This window comes from Gordonia insulae, from assembly GCF_003855095.1.
In the GTDB taxonomy this organism is placed as follows: domain Bacteria; phylum Actinomycetota; class Actinomycetes; order Mycobacteriales; family Mycobacteriaceae; genus Gordonia; species Gordonia insulae.
Genome location: NZ_CP033972.1, coordinates 421,342 through 443,418, shown reverse-complemented (window position 1 = coordinate 443,418; position 22,077 = coordinate 421,342). Strand labels below are relative to the sequence as shown.

At 68.3% G+C, this 22,077-nt stretch carries 21 protein-coding genes; 7 read left to right on the top strand and 14 right to left on the bottom strand.

Annotation, left to right across the window (positions count from 1 at the left end; genetic code table 11):
* Positions 1-21: 21 nt before the first annotated feature.
* The 9 genes from argJ to infC all read right to left on the bottom strand — a co-directional run bounded on the left by argJ (position 22) and on the right by infC (position 9,854).
* Positions 22-1,275: a bifunctional glutamate N-acetyltransferase/amino-acid acetyltransferase ArgJ gene (gene argJ, locus D7316_RS02135; protein ID WP_408609960.1), complete on the bottom strand. Its 1,254-nt coding sequence runs from the start codon at positions 1,273-1,275 to the stop codon at positions 22-24.
* A gap of 32 nt (positions 1,276-1,307) precedes the next feature.
* Positions 1,308-2,345, bottom strand: a complete 1,038-nt coding sequence (gene argC, locus D7316_RS02130; protein WP_124706837.1) for an N-acetyl-gamma-glutamyl-phosphate reductase — start codon at positions 2,343-2,345, stop codon at positions 1,308-1,310.
* A 52-nt stretch (positions 2,346-2,397) separates the two neighbouring features.
* On the bottom strand, positions 2,398-4,929 hold the full coding sequence (gene pheT, locus D7316_RS02125) for a phenylalanine--tRNA ligase subunit beta (RefSeq protein WP_124706836.1): 2,532 nt from the start codon (positions 4,927-4,929) through the stop codon (positions 2,398-2,400).
* Between the two features lie 98 nt (positions 4,930-5,027).
* A complete protein-coding gene (pheS, locus tag D7316_RS02120) occupies positions 5,028-6,059 on the bottom strand; it encodes a phenylalanine--tRNA ligase subunit alpha (protein ID WP_124711046.1) in 1,032 nt (343 codons plus the stop codon).
* A gap of 82 nt (positions 6,060-6,141) precedes the next feature.
* Positions 6,142-7,509, bottom strand: coding sequence for an acyltransferase (locus D7316_RS02115; protein WP_232016727.1), 1,368 nt, complete (start codon positions 7,507-7,509; stop codon positions 6,142-6,144).
* A gap of 164 nt (positions 7,510-7,673) precedes the next feature.
* Complete coding sequence (locus tag D7316_RS02110; protein WP_124706835.1) at positions 7,674-8,480, bottom strand: TrmH family RNA methyltransferase; 807 nt, start codon at positions 8,478-8,480, stop codon at positions 7,674-7,676.
* A gap of 61 nt (positions 8,481-8,541) precedes the next feature.
* On the bottom strand, positions 8,542-8,922 hold the full coding sequence (gene rplT, locus D7316_RS02105) for a 50S ribosomal protein L20 (RefSeq protein WP_124706834.1): 381 nt from the start codon (positions 8,920-8,922) through the stop codon (positions 8,542-8,544).
* 34 nt (positions 8,923-8,956) lie between these two features.
* Positions 8,957-9,151, bottom strand: a complete 195-nt coding sequence (rpmI, locus tag D7316_RS02100) for a 50S ribosomal protein L35 (RefSeq protein WP_005178720.1) — start codon at positions 9,149-9,151, stop codon at positions 8,957-8,959.
* Between the two features lie 109 nt (positions 9,152-9,260).
* A complete protein-coding gene (gene infC, locus D7316_RS02095) occupies positions 9,261-9,854 on the bottom strand; it encodes a translation initiation factor IF-3 (protein ID WP_124706833.1) in 594 nt (197 codons plus the stop codon).
* Positions 9,855-10,141: 287 nt separating this feature from the next.
* Here infC and D7316_RS02090 point away from each other — a divergent pair, with 287 nt between their 5' ends.
* Together D7316_RS02090 and D7316_RS02085 are read left to right on the top strand one after the other, a co-directional pair.
* Positions 10,142-10,582: a DUF1844 domain-containing protein gene (locus tag D7316_RS02090; RefSeq protein WP_124706832.1), complete on the top strand. Its 441-nt coding sequence runs from the start codon at positions 10,142-10,144 to the stop codon at positions 10,580-10,582.
* 59 nt (positions 10,583-10,641) lie between these two features.
* The gene (locus D7316_RS02085; RefSeq protein WP_124706831.1) at positions 10,642-10,986 is read left to right on the top strand and encodes a PspA domain-containing protein; all 345 of its coding nucleotides are present in this window, start codon (positions 10,642-10,644) and stop codon (positions 10,984-10,986) included.
* Between the two features lie 10 nt (positions 10,987-10,996).
* On the opposite strand, the gene D7316_RS02080 is transcribed toward D7316_RS02085, so the two are convergent.
* Positions 10,997-11,620 (bottom strand): TetR/AcrR family transcriptional regulator, encoded by a 624-nt coding sequence (locus D7316_RS02080; RefSeq protein WP_164473713.1) that lies wholly within the window; start codon positions 11,618-11,620, stop codon positions 10,997-10,999.
* A gap of 142 nt (positions 11,621-11,762) precedes the next feature.
* Between D7316_RS02080 and D7316_RS02075 the strand changes: the two genes are divergently transcribed.
* Positions 11,763-12,344, top strand: a complete 582-nt coding sequence (locus D7316_RS02075; RefSeq protein ID WP_124706829.1) for a hypothetical protein — start codon at positions 11,763-11,765, stop codon at positions 12,342-12,344.
* Positions 12,345-12,381: 37 nt separating this feature from the next.
* On the opposite strand, the gene uvrA is transcribed toward D7316_RS02075, so the two are convergent.
* Positions 12,382-15,264, bottom strand: coding sequence for an excinuclease ABC subunit UvrA (gene uvrA, locus D7316_RS02070; RefSeq protein WP_124706828.1), 2,883 nt, complete (start codon positions 15,262-15,264; stop codon positions 12,382-12,384).
* Between the two features lie 329 nt (positions 15,265-15,593).
* Here uvrA and D7316_RS02065 point away from each other — a divergent pair, with 329 nt between their 5' ends.
* Together D7316_RS02065 and D7316_RS02060 are read left to right on the top strand one after the other, a co-directional pair.
* Entirely contained in the window at positions 15,594-16,277 is a 684-nt protein-coding gene (locus D7316_RS02065; protein WP_124706827.1) for an MBL fold metallo-hydrolase, read from the top strand.
* A gap of 128 nt (positions 16,278-16,405) precedes the next feature.
* Positions 16,406-17,545, top strand: a complete 1,140-nt coding sequence (locus D7316_RS02060; protein WP_124706826.1) for a DoxX family protein — start codon at positions 16,406-16,408, stop codon at positions 17,543-17,545.
* 70 nt (positions 17,546-17,615) lie between these two features.
* Here the strand turns inward: D7316_RS02060 and D7316_RS27360 are convergent, their stop codons facing one another.
* Positions 17,616-17,786 (bottom strand): hypothetical protein, encoded by a 171-nt coding sequence (locus D7316_RS27360; protein WP_232016726.1) that lies wholly within the window; start codon positions 17,784-17,786, stop codon positions 17,616-17,618.
* Positions 17,787-17,802: 16 nt separating this feature from the next.
* Here D7316_RS27360 and D7316_RS02055 point away from each other — a divergent pair, with 16 nt between their 5' ends.
* Both D7316_RS02055 and D7316_RS02050 read left to right on the top strand, forming a co-directional pair.
* Positions 17,803-18,267, top strand: coding sequence for a hypothetical protein (locus tag D7316_RS02055; protein ID WP_232016725.1), 465 nt, complete (start codon positions 17,803-17,805; stop codon positions 18,265-18,267).
* Positions 18,264-20,570, top strand: a complete 2,307-nt coding sequence (locus D7316_RS02050) for a HelD family protein (RefSeq protein ID WP_197718166.1) — start codon at positions 18,264-18,266, stop codon at positions 20,568-20,570. Before D7316_RS02055 ends, D7316_RS02050 begins: the two co-directional genes overlap by 4 nt.
* 39 nt (positions 20,571-20,609) lie before the next feature.
* Here D7316_RS02050 and D7316_RS02045 read toward each other — a convergent pair whose 3' ends face one another.
* Positions 20,610-21,056, bottom strand: a complete 447-nt coding sequence (locus tag D7316_RS02045) for a universal stress protein (RefSeq protein WP_124706825.1) — start codon at positions 21,054-21,056, stop codon at positions 20,610-20,612.
* A gap of 204 nt (positions 21,057-21,260) precedes the next feature.
* The gene (locus D7316_RS02040) at positions 21,261-21,932 is read right to left on the bottom strand and encodes a TetR/AcrR family transcriptional regulator (protein WP_124706824.1); all 672 of its coding nucleotides are present in this window, start codon (positions 21,930-21,932) and stop codon (positions 21,261-21,263) included.
* Between the last annotated feature and the right edge of the window lie 145 nt (positions 21,933-22,077).

Here is a 22,077-nt window from a genome sequence, read left to right as displayed (position 1 = left end):
CGCTGATCGAGCTTGTCGAGATCACGATGAGTACGCCGAGTTCTCTTCGACGTAGGCGTGCGACAGATCCGTGGTACGGATACTGGCCGACGCGTCGCCGAGCCCGAGTTCGATCCGGACCGCGATGTCGGCGCCGGACAGATCGACGTCCCGTGCTCCGGGCGCGCCGCAGCCGTTCACACACACAGGGCTCCCGTTGAAGGACACGGTGATCCGATCGGGGTCGATGGTGACCGGCGAGATCCCCACGGCTGCGAGGACGCGGCCCCAGTTGGGGTCCGAGCCGAAGAGTGCGGTCTTGACGAGCGAGTCGCGCGCGACGGTCCGCGCGACCACCACCGCGTCATCCTCCGACACGGCACCGGCGACGGTGATCACGACGCGCTTGGTCACGCCTTCGGCGTCGGCCATCATCTGGGCGGCGAGGTCGTCGCAGACGGCGTACACGGCGGCGTCGAGATCTTCTTGGACGACCGGGATCTGGCTGGCGCCGGAACTGAGCAGCAGAACGGTGTCGTTGGTGGACGTCGAGCCGTCGACGTCGAGCCGGTCGAGAGTGCGGGCGGTCGCCTTGCGCAGCGCGGCATCGAGCTGCTCCGCCGTCGCGTTCGCGTCGGTGGTGAGCACGCAGAGCATGGTGGCCAGCGACGGAGCGAGCATGCCCGCACCCTTGGCCATGCCACCGACGTTCCACCCCTGCGGATGGTGCAGCGCAACCTGTTTGGGCACGGTGTCGGTCGTCATGATGGCGTGCGCCGCATCCGTTCCACCGGAGAGCCCGCCACCCATCTCGTGCACGATCTCGGTGACGCCGGCGAGCACCTTGTCCATCGGCAGACGATCACCGATCAGTCCGGTCGAGCACACCGCCACCTCGACAGCGCCGGTCTCGGTGCCCCAGTTGCTCAACGCCTCCGCGACGGCCTCTGCCGTGGCATGGGTGTCCTGGAAACCGCCCGGACCGGTACAGGCGTTGGCGCCACCGGAATTGAGGATCACGGCCCGCAGCCGACCGGTGGTCAGGACCTGCTGACTCCACAGCACGGGCGCGGCCTTCACCTGGTTGCGGGTGAAGACACCGGCGGCCGAGTAGTCGGGGCCCTCGTTGAAGACCAACGCGAGGTCCGCGGCGCCGGATGCCTTGATACCGGCGGCGATCCCGGCCGCCCGGAAGCCCAGTGGTGCGGTCACGCCCTGCTCGCGGACGAGCCGGGGCGCGTCGAGCGGCGCGCCCGGAGTGATCCGGTCGTCGGAGTCGGTTGCATCTCCGTTCACTCCGCTCGCCCCTGTCGACTGTTGCGATGCCATCACGGCGCCACCCCCACGGTGCTCAGGCCCTCGGTCTCGTCCCAGCCGAGCGCGAGATTCATCGATTGCACCGCAGCCCCGCCGGTGCCCTTGGTCAGGTTGTCGATCGCGCCGACGACGACCAGTGTCCCGGCACGCTCGTCGACGGTGACGGCGAGCTGCACGGCGTTCCCGCCGATCACCGAACCGGTCGTCGGGAGCATGCCCTCGGGCAGAACATGCACGAATGGCTCGTCGCCGTAAGCCTTCTCGTAGGCGGCGCGGACCTCGGCCGCCGACGCGGCCGTCCGTGCCGTGCAGGTGGCCAGGATGCCACGCGCCATGGGCGCGAGCACCGGCGTGAAGGAGACCGAGACCGGGATCTCGGCTGCCGCGGACAGCGCCTGCGCGATCTCGGGGGTGTGCCGATGGACTCCGCCGACGGCGTAGGCCCGGGCCGATCCGATCACCTCGGACGCCAACAGATCGACCTTGGGTGACCGGCCGGCCCCGGATGCGCCGCTGACGGCGACCACGGTGACCTGCGGCTCGATCAACCCGGCGGCCAGCGCCGGCCGCAGGGCGAGGATCGAGACCGTCGGGTAGCAGCCCGGGACGGCGATCCGACTGGCGTCGCGCAGGGCCACCCGGTTGCCCGGTAGCTCCGGCAGGCCGTAGGGCCATGTCCCGGCGTGCTCGCCGCCGTAGTAGTCGGTCCAGTCCTGGGCGTTCTGCAGTCGGTGATCGGCCCCGCAGTCGATGATCAGCGTCGCCGGCGGCAATGCGTCGGCGATCTCCCCCGACGTCCCGTGCGGCAACCCCAGGAACACGACGTCATGTCCGGCCAGGATCTCGGGCGTGGTCTCCTCGAGCACGCGATCGGCCAGCGGCAGCAGGTGCGGATGCTGCGAGGTGAGGGTCGCGCCGGCGTTCCCACCCGCGGTCAGCGCGCCGATCTCCAGCTCCCCGGATCGCAGTCGCGGATGTCCCAAGAGAAGTCGAAGGATCTCCCCGCCCGCATAGCCGCTCGCGCCGGCCACCGCCACCTTGGTCGTCATACGATCATTATGCATGACGATGCAAATCAATTCAGAGGTGGGTGGAGGGCGGTCAGCGCAGCCGGGCTCCGACCCGTTCGCCCGCCACGGCGACCGCGGCGAGCTTGGCCTCGTTGGCCTCCTCCTCGGTCAGCGTCCGGTCGGCGGCGCGGAAACGAAGCGCGAAGGTCAGTGATTTGCTGCCCGCGCCGACCTGGTCGCCGGTGAACACGTCGAACAGGTCGATGGCCTCGATCAGGTCGCCGGCGCCCGCCCACAGCGCCGCTTCGACGTCGGCCGCCGACACCGCGTCGGGGACGACGACAGCGACGTCCTGCAGCACCGCCGGGAAGGGGGACACGTGCGGCGCCGGCAGGCGGTCGACCAACGGCAGGGCGTCGACGTCGATCTCGACGGCGCACAACCGCTTCGGCAACCCGGCCCGTTCGAGGACCCCGGGATGCAGTTCGCCCGCGTATCCGACGGTGGTGCCGTCGACGCTCAGTCGGGCACAGCGCCCCGGATGCCATGGACGCTGTTCACCCGCGGTCAGCTCGATGTCGACGCCGGATGCGCGTCCGATCGACCGGGCGGCCTCGAAGGCGTCGACGTGATCGGCGACCCGGCCCGGACCCCACGGGCCCGCGGGGTCCCGCAGACCGGTGAGCACCACCGCCACATGCAACGGTTGGTGCGGCAACGACGCGTCGAGTGCGGTGATGTCCTCGGCGGTCGGGCGTCGGGTCACGTCCAGGGCACCCACCGATGCCACGTGATCGCCGGCCAGGACGACCTGCCCGATCGTGTAGAGCGACAGATCGCGCTGCCCGCGCGCGATGTTGCGGGCCGTCATCTCCAGCAAGCCCGGCAACAGGGTGGTGTTGAGCTCCGGACGGTCGGACTCCAGCGGGTTCAGCACGGTGACCGTGCGTCGCCGTGCGTCGTCGGCCGGCAGATCCCAGACATCGAAGACACCGGCCGGCATGAACGGATACGGCAGCACCTCGACGTAGCCGTCGAGCGCCAGCGTGCGGCCGATGCCGCGCCGGCGTCGCTGGGCTGCGGTGAGCCCGGTGCCCGCGGGGGCACGCGGTACCACCGCCGGGATGTCCTCGAGTCCTTCGAGCCGCAACACCTCTTCCACGAGATCGGCCCGCTGACGCAGGTCGGGTCGCCAGGACGGCGGCGTGACGTCGAGGGCAACGGTCACTTCCCCCGTCGCCTCGGCCGCTCCCCGCCCGTCGACCGAGCAGCCGACCTCGCGCAGCCGGGTCTCGGTGGTCCCGGCCGGATAGTCGATGCCCGCGGTGCGGTCGGGCTCGTCGGTAGCGATGGCGATGACCGGTGCGGCCGGTGTCGCGACGCGCGCCTCGGCGAGCGGCGAGGCCACGGCGCCGCCGGCGATCTCGACGAGTAGCCGGGCCGCACGGTCCGAGGCCACCGCGGTGACCTCCGGATCGACGGTGCGCTCGAACCGCTTGCTCGCCTCCGAGGTGAGCTTGTGGCGCTTGCCCGTGCGGAACACCCGCACCGGATCGAAGGTCGCCGATTCGAGCAGCACGCGGGTGGTGTCTGCGCCGACCTCGGTGGACGCACCACCCATCACACCGGCCAACGCGACCGGGCCGCTGTCGTCGGCGATCACGACGTCTTCGGGATCCAGGACACGGTCGACGCCGTCGAGGGTGGTCAGCTTCTCCCCGGGTCGCGCCGGGCGGACGGTGATCGTGCCGGACAGCTTGTCGGCGTCGAACGCGTGCAGCGGCTGCCCCAGTTCGATCATCACGTAGTTGGTGATGTCGACGATCGCGGAGATCGGCCGGATGCCCGCCACCATGAGCCGCTTCTGCATCCACCACGGTGAGATCGCATCGGCATCCACACCGGTGATCACGCGCGCGGTGTACCGGGTCGCCGACGACGCCTCGTCTATCGCGACCGGCCAGGTGTCGCCGGTCCCGGTGGCCGGTGGCTCCGAATGCACGGGATCCGACTGGGCCGCACCCCCGAGACCGGGGTCGACGAACGGAACGCCGAAGCTGCCGGCGAGTTCGCGGCCGAGACCACGAACCGAGAAGGCGTACCCGCGGTCGGGGGTGACGTTGATGTCGATGGCGGTGTCGTCGAGGCCCAGCACGTCACGGGCATCGGCGCCGGGTGCGGCGGTGCCCGGCGCGAGCACCAGGATGCCGCTGTGGTCGTTGCCGATGCCGAGTTCGGTCACCGAACAGATCATTCCGTCGGACACGCGACCGTAGGTCTTGCGCGACGCGATCTCGAACGGTCCGGGCATTACGACGCCCGGCAGGGCCGCCACGATGAGATCGCCCTCGGCAAAATTGCGTGCCCCGCAGACGATGCCCCGCGGCTCCGCCTCCCCCACCTCGACGGTGCAGAAGCGGATCGGCTTCTTGAACTCGGTCAGCTCTTCGATGGTCTCCACCCGGCCGATCACGAGGGGGCCGGTGATCGTCGGAAACGGCTCGACGTCCTCGATCTCGAACCCGACACGGACGAAACCGTGGTCGATCTCCGCGGCCGTCGCCGACCACTGCGGGTCTCCCTGACGGAGCACCTCGGTGAACCAGGACTGTGGGGCACGCACGTCAACCAACTACTTTCATCGATCGGGCTTTCGTATGGAATTGCCGGTGGGGGCCGGGATCGGGCGAGCGGAGCGACGGGAGCTCGATCGGCGGCGGGTCACACCGCCGGACCGAAGGGGACGGTGAACCGGATGTCCCCCTCGACCATGTCACGCATGTCGGAGATGTCGTTGCGGAACTGCAGGGTTCGTTCCAATCCCATCCCGAAGGCGAAGCCGGTGTACACATCGGGATCGATTCCGCTGGCGCGCAACACATTCGGATTGACCATGCCGCAGCCACCCCACTCGACCCATCCGGCACCACCCTTCTTGCCGGGGAACCACACGTCGACCTCTGCCGACGGCTCGGTGAACGGGAAGTAGCTGGGCCGCATGCGGGTGGTGGTCTCGGGCCCGAACAACGCCCGCGCGAACACCTCCAGCGTGCCGCGCAGGTTGGCGAGGGTGAGCCCCTTGTCGACGGCCAGGCCCTCGATCTGGTGGAAGACCGGAGTGTGAGTGGAGTCGAGTTCGTCGGTCCGGAAGGTACGGCCCGGACAGGCGACATAGATGGGCAGTTCGCGGTTGAGCATCGAGCGCACCTGCACCGGCGAGGTGTGTGTACGCAACACCTGCCGCGAACCTTCCGGAGCGATGTAGAAGGTGTCCTGCATCGAGCGTGCGGGATGGTCGGGCAGGAAGTTGAGCGCGTCGAAGTTGTAGTGCTCGGTCTCGACCTCGGGCCCTTCGGCGATCTCCCATCCCATGCCGACGAAGACGTCGGCGACCTGTTCGGCGATGACGGTGATCGGGTGGCGGGCGCCGACACGGCGACGACTGCTGGGCAGCGTGACGTCGACCGACTCGGCGAACAGCACCGCCGCATCGCGTTCGGCCTGCAGCGTCGCGGTCCGGAGATCGAAGGCCGCGTTCACCCGACCGCGGACCTCGTTGACCAGCTTGCCCGCCGCGGAGCGCTGATCCTTCGGGATTCCGCCGAGTGCGCGTCGCGCGAGCGCGATGGGCGACCGGTCACCGAGGTGGGCGGTCTTGGCGTGCGCGAGTGCGTCGAGGTCGGCGGCCGCCTCGAACGCCGCGACGGCGGCCGCGGCCGCCGCATCGAGTTCCTGCGGTTCGGGGAACCGCATCTGCTGGGCGTCGTCGGCGGGGCTGGCCACGGGCAGCGATCTCCTCGGTCATGAAAACTGGCGTCTAGGTGCGCGTACAACCCTAGACGACCGGATCGTGACGACGCGGCGCAGGTTGACCCGTCCGCGCGCTGACGGCGCGGGCCAGCGCTGCCCCGCCGACCGCGGCGACGAGCCAGACCGGACCGGCGTCCACCAGACCCGTCCGCGCCAACATCAGGGTCGAAATCCCCACGATCAGCACAGCGAGCAGCACGGTGACGTCGCGTGATCGACCCGCGGTCGGGGCGACCGGATCGTCCCACCACGGCAACGGACTGTGCTCCAGGCCCGACAGCACCGCGACCACCGGGACCATGGCCGCCAGGAGAAGCGCCGTCTGCAGGCCGATGATCAGCGGAAACATCGCCGAGCCCGGATCGTCGCGGGTGAGGCCGAGCAGCTCTCCCGCGGCGATGATCACTGCCAGTACCGGGAGGTGCCAGAGATACAGCGTCATCGCACCTCGGTTGCCCACCGCCACCCACCACCAGATCCGCGGTCGGGCCACGACGGCCCGCAGCCGGCGAACCGCCGCGATGGCCAAGGCGCACAGCACGATCGCATGCCCGGCGAGCAGCAGGCTCGGCGGACTCATGTTCGACAGACGCTGTCCCGGGACGGTCACCAAGGACACCTCGTACGGGCCGAAGAATACGAGGGCCACGTCGACGACGAGGAACACGATCACCAGCAACGCCGCCTGCGCGGTCGTCAGCAGCCGCTTCGCATAGGCGACACCGAGCACGGCGGGCAGCGACCACACGGTCACGAACGACAGGTAGCCGGCCTGTTCCCATCCGAAGGTCAGACGGGCGACATCGACGGCCGCCGTCGCACCCCAGCCGAGTCCGATGGCGACGACGACGTGCGCGGTGGTCGAGATGCGCTGCAGCAGCGGCACGATGGCGAGCACGAGCAGGTAGGCACCGAGGAACCACAGCAATTGGACGCCGAGACGCGCGATCGCATCGGCGACGGTCGGCATGCCGAGCATGCCCAGCGCGGCGAGCAGCATCGTGACGAACAGCAGGTACCAGAACACCGGGCGAAGCAGCCGGCGGGCGCGACCCAGCAGCCAGTGACCGGTCGATGGCGTTGGACGGGATCGCAGTCCGTAGGTCGCCGCCGCCGCGCCCGCGAGGAAGAACAGCGGGAGGATCTGCAGGAGCCACGTGGCCGCCTGCATGACCGGGACGTCGGCGAGGAGGTTGCCGAGCCGGATGCCGTCGGAATCGATCACGACGGTGAGCATCAGCGAATGCCCCGCGATGACGACGACCAGCGAGGACAGGCGGATCAGGTCGACCACCCGGTCGCGGCCACCGCTGATCGCATCGAGTTCGGCCGGGGTCGGGAGGGCGCTGCGTCGGGCGGCGTTCTGTGCCCGCATGTCGAGGTGAGTTCGCATGCATCGAGAATCCTGCGCGACGGCGCCCGCGGGATGAGCAGTTCTACTCGGATCCGTATGGGGACTTCCCGCCCCGGCGGCTCGTCACCCCTGCTCGGGATGCCCGGTGCACGTGCGGCGGGTCGGCCGTGGATGAGCCGTGGATGATCAGCGTCGCCGCCGGCTCAGCGGCCGGAGGTCGCGTGTACCCGCGCATTCGCGTACAGGCAGATTGCCGCCGCCGCGGCCAGATTCAGACTCTCCGCGCGACCACGGATCGGGATGGACACCCGATGGTCTGCCGTGTGCAGGACGTCGTCGGCGAGGCCGTGCGCCTCGTTGCCGAACAGCCAGGCGCAGCGACCTGCGAGGATCTTGTCGGCGTCGTCGAGGGAGAGTTCGCCGTCGGCGGCGGTCGCCAGCGTCGCGATGCCTGCCTGCCGGATCGCGTCGAGACCGGCGGAGATCGATCGCTCACGGGCGATCGGCAGGTGGAAGACGCTGCCCGCCGAGGCACGCACGGACTTGCCGTTGTGCGGGTCCACCGCGTCACCGAGCAGCACGAGGCCGTCCGCGCCCATCGCGTCCGCGCATCGGATGAGGGTGCCCACGTTCCCGGGTTCGCGCGGCTCGACGGCGACCGCGAGCAGCTGCGGGCTCGCCGCGAGAACCTCCGCCAGCGGGACGTCGATCAGCGGGCAGATCGCGAACACGCCTGTCGGGGTGTCGGTCTCGGCCAGCTTGGCGGCCGCACGCGGGGTCAGCGCGAACACCGGGACGCCCTGCGACTCGGCGGCCTCGACGATCTGCTGGTGCCGGGACGATTCGTCCTCGGGCACCAGGACGACCTCCGCCCGCCCGACGGCGAGCGCGGATGTCACCGAGTTCGCCCCCTCTACGAGGAATCGCCCCTCGGAGCGCCGCACCGACGCCCGATGGAGTTTGGCAAATGACACGACCCGCGAGGAGCGCTCGGACAGGATCTCCGTCATGGGACGGATCCGGTCGGCGCGTCGCTCGCGGGTCGCGTGATCGCCTGGATCAACGAATGCGTCAGGCCGCCGGGGCGTTGACGTCGGCCGGCAGCGCCTTGCGGGCCACCTCGACCAGGCCGGTGAAGGCCTCGGGGTCGGTGACGGCGATGTCGGCGAGCACCTTGCGGTCCACCTCGACACCAGCGGCCTTCAGGCCCTGGATGAAGCGGTTGTAGGTGATGTCGTTGGCGCGGGCCGCGGCGTTGATACGCGAGATCCACAGTTTGCGGAACTCACCCTTGCGGGCGCGGCGGTCCCGGTAGGCGTAGGTCAGCGAGTGGAGCTGCTGCTCCTTCGCCTTGCGGTACAGACGCGAACGCTGTCCGCGGTAGCCCTTGGAAGCCTCCAGGGTTGTCCGACGCTTCTTCTGGGCGTTGACCGCCCTTTTCACGCGTGCCATGTCTCAGTCCTCTTTGGTCGTCAGGGTGTCGGTGTCAGCGGTTGAGCAGTCGCTTGATGCGCGGGGCGTCGTTCTCGCTCACGACGGCCACGCCGTCGAGACGACGGGTGCGGCGCGACGACTTGTGCTCCAACAGGTGGCGGCGGTTGGCCTTCTGGCGCACGATCTTGCCGCTGCCGGTGACCTTGAATCGCTTCGCGGTGCCCTTGTGGGTCTTGCTCTTCGGCATGTTCTTCCTTCATTCGAGCGAACGGGAGCCCACCCGTGGGTGTCGGGTGTCATCTCTCGCGCGCTGGGTGGTCAGCGACCGATCCGGAGGTGGTGGCCCCCGAACGGGTTTACTGGCTGGTCTCTTCGTCCTGCGTGGCAGCCGACTTCGGCCCGCGTTCGCGGGTTTGCTGAGCCTTCTGCCGGGTCTTTGCACCCTTGTGCGGTGCCAGCACCATGGTCATGTTGCGGCCGTCCTGCTTGGCCGAGGTCTCGATGAAGCCGTAGTCGGCGACGTCGTTGCCCAGGCGCTGGAGCAGTCGGTAACCCAACTCGGGTCGGGACTGCTCGCGGCCGCGGAACATGATGGTGACCTTCACCTTGGACCCTGCCTCGAGGAACCGGACGACGTGACCCTTCTTGGTCTCGTAGTCGTGGTCGTCGATCTTCGGGCGGAGCTTCTGCTCCTTGATGACGGTCATCTGCTGGTTGCGTCGCGACTCGCGCTGCTTCTGGGCCGCTTCGTACTTGAACTTGCCGTAGTCCATGATCTTGCACACGGGCGGGCGCGCGTCGGGCGCGACCTCGACCAGGTCGAGATCGGCCTCATAGGCCAAGCGAAGCGCATCTTCAACACGCACGATGCCCACCTGCTCCGAGTTCGGTCCGACGAGTCGGACCTCAGGGACGCGGATGCGCTCGTTGATGCGGGTCTCAGTGCTGATGGGGCCTCCTTGATCAGTGTTCTCTGGTGACCGCCAGGAATGACTGGGTACAAGGGATCGCTCTCAGCAGAAGAGCCCCGGGACGCTGATGCATCCACAGGGCTCCGTTACCGACCGGTTCTCCGACACATGTCGGACCGATGCGAACGCGCAGCTCAGGGCCTCGCGACGATCGGTGTGAACCGGACCGTCCAACTGCGGTGAAAACGCGTCGTGACGGTGGGAGCGGAACTCCACTTGCGACCCCGGCGCAAACCGGGGCGGTCGTACGTGGAAGTCTAGCAGCCATGACCGAGAACTCCTATTCGTCACCTGCACCGATGCCCGGCGGGGATGCCGCAGCGGGCGGCACAGATGGCGGCGCGGGAGAACCCGGTCCGGATCAGACCGACTTCGACAACGTCCGCGATCTCGCCGATATTCCGGCGATCGAGGTCGTCACGCGCGCGATCGTGATGCTGATGAGCGCCGCGGCGGAGAAGCTCGGTCTGGCCGAGGGCGCCGATCCGGAGAAGGTCGATCTGGACGAGGCACGCCGACTGATCACCTCGCTGGCCGGGCTCGTGCAGGCCTCGACCGAGTATCTCGGGATCCACGCCGCGCCGATCCGCGACGGGTTGCAGGGCCTGCAGCTGGCGTTCCGGGAGGCCAGCGCGCACCCGGACGCCCCGGGCGAGGGCCCTGGCGAGAAGTTCACCGGACCGGTGCGCGAGCGTCGCAGGCCGTAGTCGCAGGCCGTTGCCGCAACGGGACCGATCGTCGCGTCGGGTCGACGTACGCTGGAGGGGTGAGCAGCCAGACACCCCAGGAGCCGAACCCCGACATCGTCGACGGCGAGGTCGTGCCCGAATCTGCCCCGGTGTCGTCGGTGCCGACCACCACGCCGGCTCCCCCGGCGTCGCCGACCCCGGGTTACGTCCCGCCGGTGACCGACCCCAACTACAGCGCGTCGGGCGTGCCGACCTTCGATTTCGTCCGCGACAAGATCGAGAACCGGATCTCCACCGCCATCGGCTCCAAGGAACTCGCCGAGGGCGGCCCGGAGGGCCAACAGGTCGACGAGATGATGCGCAAGCGCGACGAGGCCGCGAAGAAGAAACTGGACGAGATCCGGAAGTCCATGGGGCGCTGAGCAACTCGCGTCAGCCCTGATCCCGGAGGATCTCCCGGGTAAGCATGGCGGTGGCCCACGCGGCGATCTGGTCGCTCGACCATCCTCGGTGCGCGAGATGGTCCCAGACCTCGAAGCTCAGCGCGAGCGAGCAGAGGTCCAGCGCCTGATCGAGCGTGAGCCCCGCACGGAGAGCGCCTGTCGGCCAGCCCGACAGCACCCGCCGCCGTCCCGCATCTCCGCGGGACAGGCCTTCCCGGTACGCGACGTCGAGGTCGTGGTTCGTCCGGGCACCCTCGTGTAACAGCCGCACGATGTCGCCCGCGCCGTCGTACATCCGTTTCTCGAACCGCGCCATCGCCTCGAGCTGGTGCGCCGGCCCCGGCGCTGCGTCGAGTTCGGCCACCAGGGTGGCCACGTCCGCCTCGTCGTCGACGGTGTCGGTCAGCGCCATCGCCAGGCCCGCCTTGTTGCCGAACACGGCGTAGACGGTCGGCTCGGCGACCTCCGCCTCGCGGGCGATCGCCTTCAGCGTGGTGCCGTTCCATCCCCCGTCGGCGAACAGCCGCCGTGCCGCGGCGATCAGTCGCTCCCGCGTCTCGCGGGCCTGCGCCTCCCGACGCGGAGACCGATATGCGCGTTTCTCTTGCCCCATTCCGATGACCTCACCTATATTCATTGAGTCGCACTCATTCAATCTAGGAGTTCTCGTGCGAAAAGCCAATCCTGCCGGTTACGGCCTTGTTCTGGGTGGACTACTCGTGTGTGTCGGTGGACCCATGCACCCGCACGGATCGATGGACTCCCTGGAAGCGCACATGATCTCGATGATGGAGAGCCCGACCTGGGTGCTGTCACACGTGATCGCGATGACCGGCACGGTGCTGATCGCGGCGTCGCTGGCGCTGCTCGCACGCTCGATCCGGCCCCACGCGCTCGCGCCGTTCGTCACGGTGGCGGCGGTCGGGGCCTCGCTCGCCGCGATCGAGTACATCCCGCACATCCTGGCGGTCACCGAACTCGAACAACTCCGGGTCGGCGGGCCCGCACCGATCACGCGGACGCACGAACTGATCGCGGCGTTCTCCGGCCCGCTGTTTGGTTTCGGCACCGCTGTACTCGCAATCGCAGTCGCCGTAACCGCGACCCGACATCGGGTGCTCTGGTGGACGGCAACCATCCCGGCCGTCGTCGGCGGGACCGCGGCCGGGTTGGCGGTGCCGCTGGTACTGGTGACCCGCGACGTCCAGATGACCGTGCTGTTCCCGGGCGTCGCCGGAGTTGCCGTGTGGTACATGGCCTTCGGCGTCGCCGTGGCGCTTCGCACGCAGGCCGAACCGACGTCGGCGCCTGCGCGTACCGAACTCGCACAGGTCTGAGGACGACAGGTCTGCGGGCGGACAGGTCTGCGGGCACTCAGCCCGCCGACGCCACCGCCTCATCGAGGTCGAGGATGCCCGAGAGGAACTTGCCGGTGTGGCTCAACGGTTCCAGGGCGATGTCCTCGGGTGTCCCCTCGGCCACCACCTCGCCACCACCGGTACCGCCCTCGGGTCCCATGTCGATGACCCAGTCGGCGGTCTTGATGACGTCGAGGTTGTGTTCGATGACGATCACCGAGTTGCCCTTGTCCACGAGACCACTGATCACGCCGAGGAGCTTCTTGATGTCCTCGAAGTGCAGGCCGGTCGTCGGCTCGTCCAGGATGTAGACCGTGCGACCCGTGGACCGCTTCTGCAGTTCCGCGGCGAGCTTGACGCGCTGCGCCTCGCCGCCGGACAGCGTGGGTGCCGGCTGACCGAGGCGCACGTAGCCGAGCCCCACGTCGACCAACGTCTTGAGGTAACGGTGGATCGAGGTGACCGGCTCGAAGAACTCCGCGGCCTCCTCGATCGGCATGTCGAGCACCTCGGAGATGGTCTTGCCCTTGTAGTGCACCTCGAGCGTCTCGCGGTTGTAGCGAGCCCCGTGACACACCTCGCACGGCACGTAGACGTCGGGCAGGAAGTTCATCTCGATCTTGATGGTGCCCTCGCCGGTGCACGCCTCGCAGCGCCCGCCCTTGACGTTGAACGAGAACCGGCCCGGCTGATAGCCGCGCACCTTCGCCTCCGTGGTCGCGGCGAACAAGGTGCGGATCTTGTCGAACACACCCGTATAGGTCGCCGGGTTCGACCGCGGCGTCCGGCCGATCGGCGACTGGTCGACCTGCACCAACTTGTCGAGGTGGTCGAGGCCCTTGACGCGGGTGTGCCGGCCCGGCACCTGACGTGCGCCGTTGAGTTTGTTGGCGAGCACCGTGGCGAGGATGTCGTTGACGAGGGTCGACTTCCCCGAACCCGAGACGCCGGTGACCGCGGTCAGCACGCCGAGCGGGAACGCCACGTCGATCCCGCGCAGGTTGTGTTCCCGCGCACCGACGACCGTCAGCAGCTTCCTGCGCGAGATCGGCCGTCGGATGGCGGGGACCGGCAACTCGTCGCGACCGGACAGGTAGGCACCGGTCAGCGACCGACGGTTCTTCAAAAGATCCTTGTAGCTACCGCTGTGCACCACCTCGCCGCCGTGTTCACCGGCGCGCGGGCCGATGTCGACGATCCAATCCGCGGCCCGGATGGTGTCCTCGTCGTGCTCGACGACGATCAGCGTGTTACCGAGATCCCGCAGCCGCGTGAGGGTTTCGATGAGACGACGGTTGTCGCGCTGATGCAGACCGATGGACGGCTCGTCGAGCACGTAGAGCACACCGGCCAGACCGGATCCGATCTGGGTCGCCAACCGGATCCGCTGTGCCTCCCCACCGGACAACGAACCCGCGGCACGCGACAACGACAGGTACTCCAGGCCGACGTCGAGCAGGAAGGTGATTCTCGCCTGCACCTCCTTGAGGACGCGACCGGCGATGGCCTGCTGACGCTTGTCGAGGCGCAAACCGTTGAGGTAGTCGGCACACTCGGACACCGACAGCGCACAGACCTGTGCGATCGACATCGGTCCATAGGTGGGGTGATCGAGGGTGACGGAAAGAATCTCCGGACGCAGCCGAGCACCCTGACATGCCGGGCACGGCACGTCGCGCATGTAGCCCTCGTAGCGCTCCTTCATCTGCTCCGACTCGGTCTGATCCATCCGGCGGGCGAGGAACGAGAGCACACCCTCGAACTCGGTGTAGTAGGACCTGGTGCGGCCGTACCGATTTCGGAACTTGACGTGCACCTGGTGATCGCTGCCGTTGAGGATCGCGTTGCGCGCCTTTGCCGGCAGTTTGCGCCACGGGGTGTCGACGTCGAACCCCATCTGGTCGGCCAGTCCGCTCATCAGCCGCAAGAAGTAGTCGGCGTTGTGCCCGCCGGACCAGGGTGCGATCGCCCCCTCGGACAGCGAGAGCTCGGCATCGGGCACCACCAGCTCCTCGTCGACCTCCTTACGCACGCCGAGACCGTCGCACTCGGGGCAGGCGCCGTAGGGCGAGTTGAACGAGAACGACCGCGGTTCGAGATCGTCGATGGCGATCGGGTGACCGTTCGGACACGCCATCCGCTCGGAGAACCGGCGTTCGCGATGCGGGTCGGTCTCCTCGAGGTCCACGAAGTCGAGCACCACGATGCCGTCGGCGAGGCGTAGCGCGGTCTCGATCGAGTCGGTGAGTCGCTGCTTGGCGCTGGGCTTCACCGCGAGCCGGTCGACGACGACCTCGATGTCGTGCTTCTCCTGCTTCTTCAGCTTCGGCGGATCGGTCAGTTGGTGGACCACACCGTCGATGCGGGCACGCGAGAAGCCCTGTGTCTGCAATTCGCCGAACAGGTCGACGAACTCGCCCTTACGGGTACGCACGACCGGCGCGAGCACCTGGAACTTGATGCCCGACTCCATCTCGAGGACCTGGTCGACGATCTGCTGCGGGGTCTGCTTGGCGATCAACTCACCGCACTGCGGGCAGTGCGCGCGCCCGGCCCGTGCGTACAGGAGGCGGAGGTAGTCGTAGACCTCCGTGATGGTTCCCACGGTCGACCGCGGGTTGCGGTTGGTCGACTTCTGGTCGATGGAGACGGCCGGCGACAACCCCTCGATGAAGTCGACGTCCGGCTTGTCCATCTGGCCGAGGAACTGGCGGGCGTACGCCGAGAGGGACTCGACGTAGCGTCGTTGCCCCTCGGCGAAGATCGTGTCGAACGCGAGCGACGACTTACCCGATCCGGACAAACCGGTGAACACGATGAGACTGTCGCGCGGGAGATCCACATCGATGCCGCGGAGGTTGTGTTCCCGGGCGCCGCGGACGATCAGACGGTCAACCACTTGCAGTCCTCATTCGTTGCTGATCCGGCTGACGCCGGGATGTTGGTGTGTGAGCTGGTCGGAGCCGAATCCAGCCGAGGCCGGACCGCTCCGCGCATACCCTAGCGGCGACCACCGACAAGATCGGACGGCCCGACAGCCCTCCCCGTGGCTTCAGGAGTCCCGCCGCGCGAGCATGCTCGATGGTCACTTCGACCAGTGCTCCACGATACTCTCGCTCCGACCGCACCGATCCCCGTCGACCGGCGTCCCCGGGTGGCGACCCCTCGTGGTGACCCTTCGTGGTGACCCCTCGTTGTGACCCCCTGTCGTGACATAGCCTGACGAACATGAGCCCACAGGATGTTTCTGTCAGCGACACCTATACCGGCGACCTGTCGGAGTCACCCGTCCCGCAGCGTCGGACCCTCGACTCCGCGACGATCGTGAAGCTGTCGGTCGGACCGATGGACAACAACGTCTACGTCATCACCTCCCGGCAGACCGGCGACCAGCTCGTCATCGACGCGGCGAACGACGCCGACCGTGTCCTCGAGGTGGTCCGCGAGCTCCCCGGGACACCCCGGCTCATCTTCACCACACATCGCCACTTCGACCACTGGCAGGCACTCGAGGCAGTCGTCTCGGGACTCGGGGTCCCGACCGCCGCCGGCCGTCTGGACGCGGACGAACTACCGGTCACCCCGGACCGCCTGATCGACGACGTCGACACCGTCGCGGTGGGCGACCTCACGTTCGAGGCCATCCACCTGGTCGGCCACACGCCCGGCTCGATCGCCCTCGCGCTGACCGACGGCGACACCGTGCATCTGTTCACGGGTGACTGTCTGTTCCCCGGTGGCATCGGCAAGACGTGGGAACCCGGTGACTTCGAGACATTGCTCCAGGACGTCTCCACCAAGGTCTTCGACCGCTTCGGGGATTCGACCGTCGTCTATCCGGGACACGGCAAGGACACCACACTCGGTGCCGAGCGCCCCGCCCTTCCGGAGTGGCGCGAGCGGGGCTGGTGACCCGCCGGGCAGCCGACGTCGCCGTCGGGGCGCCTGCGATCGCTGCCCGACACCGGTAGCCTCGATGAGGTTCACCACTCAAGACATGGGCGGTGGAACATCCGAGCTCTGTCACGAGGAGGCTGTCAATGTTGATCCGCCGAATTGCCCGGCCCATGCTGGCCACCGTCTTCGTCGCGTCGGGCATCGACGCCTTGCGTAACCCGGGGCCGAGGGCCGAGATGTCCCGCGACCTCGTCGACAAGTCGGTGGAGGCATTGCCCAACAGCGTCACCGACAGCGTGCCCACCGAACCCATCACCCTCGTCCGCATCAACGGAGCGGTCCAGGTCGGCGGCGGAATCCTGTTGGCCACGGGCAAGTTCCCCCGGATCGCATCGCTCGGCCTCGCCGGCTCACTGATTCCGACCACACTGGCCGGACATGCCTTCTGGGAAGAGACCGACCCCGAGGCCAAGGCCCGTCAGCGCACGCAGTTCCTCAAGAACGTCAGCCTTCTCGGCGGTCTGCTCATCGCGGCGGTCGACACCGAGGGCAAGCCCTCGATCGCCTGGCGTGGACGGCAGAAGGCCTCCGCGGCCAGCCATGCGATCGCCGCCGCCCTGCCGGCAGGCGTCGCGGCATCCGACTCGACATGGGAGACCATCCGCGAGCGGTCGGCCGAAGGCGCCCACGTCCTGGGCGAGCGCTCCGCGGATGCGGCCGAGGTCGTCCGGCACCGCGCACCCGAGATCGCCGAGGCGGCCCGCGAGCGGTCCGTCGAAGCGGCCGAGGTCATCCGCCACCGCGCACCCGAGATCGCCGAGGCGGCCCGCGAATACTCCAGCGAGGCGGCCGAACTGATCCGCCACAAGGCGCCGGAGCTGGCCGAGGCCGCGCAGAAGAAGTCCGTCGGGTTCGCCGACGCGGCCCAGAAGCACTCCGCCGAGTTCGCGGCCCTCGCACAGAAGCGTTCGGAGAAGGCGGCCAAGGCCGCCAAGAAGGCCCAGAAGAAGTCGGACAAGGCCACCAAGGTGGCGCAGAAGCGTGCCGGCAAGGCCGCCGACCAGATCAAGGACCGCGCCCCCGAACTCGCGGAAGCCGCGCGCGATCGGTCGGCCGACGTCGCCGACCGCATCCGGCAGCGTGCACCCGAGGTGGCCGACGAGATCGTGGCGCGCGCGAACGCCGCCGCCGACGAGGTCACCGCCCGCGCGAACGCCGCGAAGGACAAGGCGACCGAAGGTGCCGAGGAGGGCCGGCGGCGCTGGCGGAAGGCCCGCTCATAGACCCGACCGCTGAATCCGGCGGCCCGGGTGGGCCGCCCACCGCCACGACGACGGTCCTCCCCGCCCACGACTACCCGTGGGCGACGGTCGACGTCGCCGACGACAGCGCGACGATCCATCCGGGATCGCTAGTCGGGCGCCGCCTGGTCGTCGCGGTCGGATCCAACGCATCCGCCACCGTGCTGCGCGCCAAACTCGCCGCGACGACCGAGGATTCGGGCCCGCCGATCGTGCCTGTCACGGTGTCTCACCTCGCGGTGGGACATTCCGCCCATGTCTCTGCTCGTGGCTATGTGCCGGCGGCGCCGTATCGCGCCGCCGGCATCTCGCTGCGCACCGTCGGCGCCTGGCTCACCGACCACGAGACCGATGCCCTCGACCAGACCGAACCGAATTACGATCGAATGATGCTCTCCACCGCCGACCATCAGGTCGTCGCGCCCACTGTTGTGCCGCAGACCTTCTCGCTGTATGTCTCCCGGCACGGCGTCCTCGCCGACCCGACGTCGGGCACACCGCTACCTCTCGGGCCCCAACGCACGGTCCTGTCGTGGCTCGACGCCCATCTGGCCGACCCCGCCCTCAGTGGCCCGGTCGAGGACGCCTGCGTCCGCCTGACCGACCCGACGGTCCGGGCCCGGGTGACCGGCGACATGCGCTCGGCCGGCCTGGTCAGACCGTCACACCTGTCGGCCCACACGGAAAGCGTGGCGTCGCGGTGAGTTCGACAGAGACCCAGGTCGATTCACGGATCACCGAAGAGCAGGACCACCTCGATCTGGTCTACGCACGCCTCGATCGCATGCGCGCCAACACCCAACGCCGCCTGTCGACGACCCTGCGCGAGGCCGGTGGCACCCCACAGGCGCGGTCCGAACGCGAGTCGTATGAGCGGATGTACACCGACGACCTCGCCAAGTTCGATGCGGCCGAACACAATCTGTACTTCGGGCGCCTCGACCTCGACGACGGCGAGATCCGCCGTATCGGTCGCATCGGCGTCCTCGACGACGATGCCACGGACACAACTCTGCTGTTGGACTGGCGCGCACCCTTGTCGCGGCCGTTCTATCTCGCGACCCCGGCAGCGCCCGAGGAGGTGGACCGTCGACGGCACGTCCGCACCCGCAGTCGTCGGGTCCGCGCGGTCAACGACGAGTACCTCACCCTGGGCGACGCATCCCCGGACGACGTGGGCCACGGCGACGTCGTCAACGAGAACGCGCTCGTCGCCGCGCTGAACGCGGCCCGCACCGGTGAGATGACCGACATCGTGGAGACGATTCAGCGCGAGCAGGATCTGATCATCCGGTCACCGCATCGGGGCGTCACCGTCATCCAGGGCGGCCCGGGCACCGGCAAGACCGCGGTGGCCCTGCACCGCGCGGCCTACCTGCTGTACACCCATCGGGACATCTTGTCGCGCAGCGGCATCCTGATCATCGGACCCAACGACGACTTCCTCACCTACATCGGCCAGGTGCTGCCCTCGCTGGGTGAGTCGGGCGTGCTGCTGTCCACCGTGGGCGACATGTACCCCGGTGTGCACGCCGCGGCGACCGAGACGCGGCACGCCGCCGCGGTCAAGGGCGATCTGCGCATGGTCGATCTGCTCAAACGTGCGGTGCGCGCGCGGCAGTCGTTGCCGTCCAAGCCGGTTCCGGTGGACTTCGACACCTACCAGGTCATGATCGATTCGGATCTGATCAAGGCGGCGCGGGCCAAGGCCCGCAGTTCCCGCCGCGCCCACAATCTCGCGCAACCCGTCTTCATCCGGGCGGCACTCGACGGTCTCGCGCAGGCGCACGCCCGCACCATCGGCTCCAGCCTCCTCGACGGCACCCAGTTGCTCAGTGGCGCCGACATCGCCGACATCCGCACCGAGATGAGCCAGGACGGCGAGATCCGCCGCGCGCTGCTGATGTACTGGCCGACGCTCGGTCCGCAGGAGATGTTGCGGGAGCTCTACGCGGATCCAACGGCGATCCGCAAGGCCTCGCCCGGCTGGTCGGACACCGATCGTGCCGGATTGCAGCGTGATTCGCCTGCCCCGCAACGCGATGGTAGTGACCTGACCCCGGCCGACGTCCCGCTGCTCGACGAGCTCGCCGAACTGATCGGCTACGGCACCGACGATGCCGAGCGTACCGAGCGTGAGCGGTGGCGGCGTCAGCTCGCCGACGCTCAGGATGCCCTGGACATCCTCACCGGTTCGGCTCCGCAGGACCTCGAGGACGAGCTGGACCCGGAGATCCTGATGGCGTACGACCTGATCGACGCCGAACAACTCGCCGCCCGCCAGACCGAGACCCAGCGGCTGACCACCGCGGAACGCGCACACGGCGACCGCAACTGGGCGTTCGGCCATGTGATCGTCGACGAGGCGCAGGAGCTGTCCGCGATGGCCTGGCGGATGGTGATGCGGCGCATACCCAATCGCTGGATGACGATCATCGGCGACACGGCGCAGACCGGCGACCTGGCGGGTACGAGATCGTGGGGCGATGTGCTCACGCCCTACGTCGCCGACCGATGGCATCTGCGCGAGCTGACCGTGAACTACCGCACGCCGGCCGAGATCATGACCTATGCGACCCGGGTGCTGGCTCAGATCAGTCCGACGCAGTCCCCGCCGACGTCGTTGCGAAGCAACGGCATCGAGCCGGTGGCCATTCGCACCGATGCCGCCAAGCGCGGGCAGATCGCCCTCCGCGCGGCCACCCGACCCGAGCTGTCCGGACTGAGCGCGGTCATCGTTCCCGACGACCTCTACGACGACGTGGTCGCCGCGACGGAGGACATCGATTCGCCACCGAGGATTCTCACCGTGGGTGCGTGCAAGGGCCTGGAGTTCGACAACACCGTGGTGGTGGAGCCGTCGGCGATCATCGCCGACTCCCCGCTGGGCTACTCGGATCTCTACGTCGCCCTGACCCGTGCCACGCAGCGGCTCACGGTGATCCACGCCGACGATCTCCCCGACGAACTCGCCGACATGACGAACGCGGCCCCCGACACCTGGTAGCGGTGTCGAGGGCCGGACGTCCGTTGCTGTGCGCCGGACCTACGTGGTGTGCACGATCAGTACGTCACACGCGGATTTCCGGGCGACGTCGGCCGGCACGGAACCGAGCAGACGCCCGGCGATCGAGTTCAGTCCGCGGTTACCGACGACCAGAAGATCGGCCTTGACGTCGGTCACCAACTGCAGCAGCGCGTCCACCGGTGCTCCCTTGACCGATCGCTGATCGATGGTCTCGGCACCTGCACTGGTGGCGCGTTCCTTGGCCTTCCGCAGAATCTCCTCGGTCGGCGACGACCCGGTGATCTGGTAGGCCTCATCCTTCAGCACGTCTGCGGCGCCTCCGGCGCCGCGGTCGTTCGGAAAGTACGCGCATGCGATCACCAATGTTGCCTTGTCGGCCCCGGCCAGTGCCCCCGCGCGATCGACCGCCTTCAACGATGACTCAGAGCCATCGGTGCCGACGACGACCGTCTGATAAGCGCTCATCCCTACCTCCACGAGTCAGTCTGTCCCGATGGTCTCGGGACAGGTGTCATCCCCACACTGTAAGAACACTCTAGATCCCCTGTTCCCGCAGGTTAGTTGGCGACGTGCCGATTTGTCCGCAGTTCGTGGGGATCGGCACACTTGCCGATCGGGTGGGATCCAGGTCGAATTCCGATGTTCCGCCGCACGCAGAGTCGGGCCTGGTCACCCGAGGGCGCCCGGGCCATCGAGCATCGGCACCAGGAACTGCCGCGCGATCCGTTCCAACTGGCCGTCGTCGCCGAGGTCCACGATGCGGCTCGGAATCGTCAGGAACGACGCGGAGATCCGGACCATCATCTCCGCGACGAGGTCGACGTCGACCGCTGCCGCGATGTAGCCGGCCCGCTGTTCGCGGCGCAGTTGCCCCGCGACGAACTCCCGCACGGTCGCGACCATCTTGCCGTCATCGCCGATCAACGAGCCGACGACCAGGGTGGACTCCGATTCGATGAGACCGCCGATCAGAGGATTGCCGCCGATCGCGCGCAGGGAACTGACGAATCCGACGACCACCCGGTCCGCGGTGGTCTGCGCCAGCCTGATGTCGGTGAGGAACTGGGCGAAGTAGCGACGGAACTCTCGCAGCATGACCTGATCGACCAGAGCGTCCTTCGTCTCGAACTTGCGATAGACGGTGATCCGCGACAGGTCGGCCCGCTTGGCGACCTGTTCCATCGAGGTCCGCTGGATTCCCCTACGACAGAACAGATCGAATGCCGCGTCGAGCAGACGGACGCGGGTGGGGTCGACATCGTCGGCCTGCTCGAGGACGTCGGTCAATGCGCGCTCGAGAAGGGACTTCGGGCTCGCGCTGTCGGGCGGCGCAGATTCCATGCACTCCTCCTGGGAGAACCCAGACTACCCCGGGTGCGTGACTCAGCCCGCGTGCGCAGCATCTTGTGATGTCAGCCACACAGTGCTATTGATGTTACGAGGAAACAAGTTGCGTTTCATTGCATCATATCGGTGGTCGACGTGG

Bases quoted from the DNA above. Each gene is read 5' to 3' on its own strand.
- rplT (WP_124706834.1), bottom strand. From the start codon at position 8,922: ATGGCACGCGTGAAAAGGGCGGTCAACGCCCAGAAGAAGCGTCGGACA.
- D7316_RS02080 (WP_164473713.1), bottom strand. From the start codon at position 11,620: ATGGGGCAAGAGAAACGCGCATATCGGTCTCCGCGTCGGGAGGCGCAG.
- rpmI (WP_005178720.1), bottom strand. From the start codon at position 9,151: ATGCCGAAGAGCAAGACCCACAAGGGCACCGCGAAGCGATTCAAGGTC.
- D7316_RS02040 (WP_124706824.1), bottom strand. From the start codon at position 21,932: ATGGAATCTGCGCCGCCCGACAGCGCGAGCCCGAAGTCCCTTCTCGAG.
- D7316_RS02090 (WP_124706832.1), top strand. From the start codon at position 10,142: ATGACCGAGAACTCCTATTCGTCACCTGCACCGATGCCCGGCGGGGAT.
- pheS (WP_124711046.1), bottom strand. From the start codon at position 6,059: ATGCGGTTCCCCGAACCGCAGGAACTCGATGCGGCGGCCGCGGCCGCC.
- D7316_RS02110 (WP_124706835.1), bottom strand. From the start codon at position 8,480: ATGACGGAGATCCTGTCCGAGCGCTCCTCGCGGGTCGTGTCATTTGCC.
- D7316_RS02115 (WP_232016727.1), bottom strand. From the start codon at position 7,509: ATGCGAACTCACCTCGACATGCGGGCACAGAACGCCGCCCGACGCAGC.
- argC (WP_124706837.1), bottom strand. From the start codon at position 2,345: ATGACGACCAAGGTGGCGGTGGCCGGCGCGAGCGGCTATGCGGGCGGG.
- D7316_RS02065 (WP_124706827.1), top strand. From the start codon at position 15,594: ATGAGCCCACAGGATGTTTCTGTCAGCGACACCTATACCGGCGACCTG.
- D7316_RS02045 (WP_124706825.1), bottom strand. From the start codon at position 21,056: ATGAGCGCTTATCAGACGGTCGTCGTCGGCACCGATGGCTCTGAGTCA.
- D7316_RS02060 (WP_124706826.1), top strand. From the start codon at position 16,406: ATGTTGATCCGCCGAATTGCCCGGCCCATGCTGGCCACCGTCTTCGTC.
- D7316_RS02075 (WP_124706829.1), top strand. From the start codon at position 11,763: ATGGACTCCCTGGAAGCGCACATGATCTCGATGATGGAGAGCCCGACC.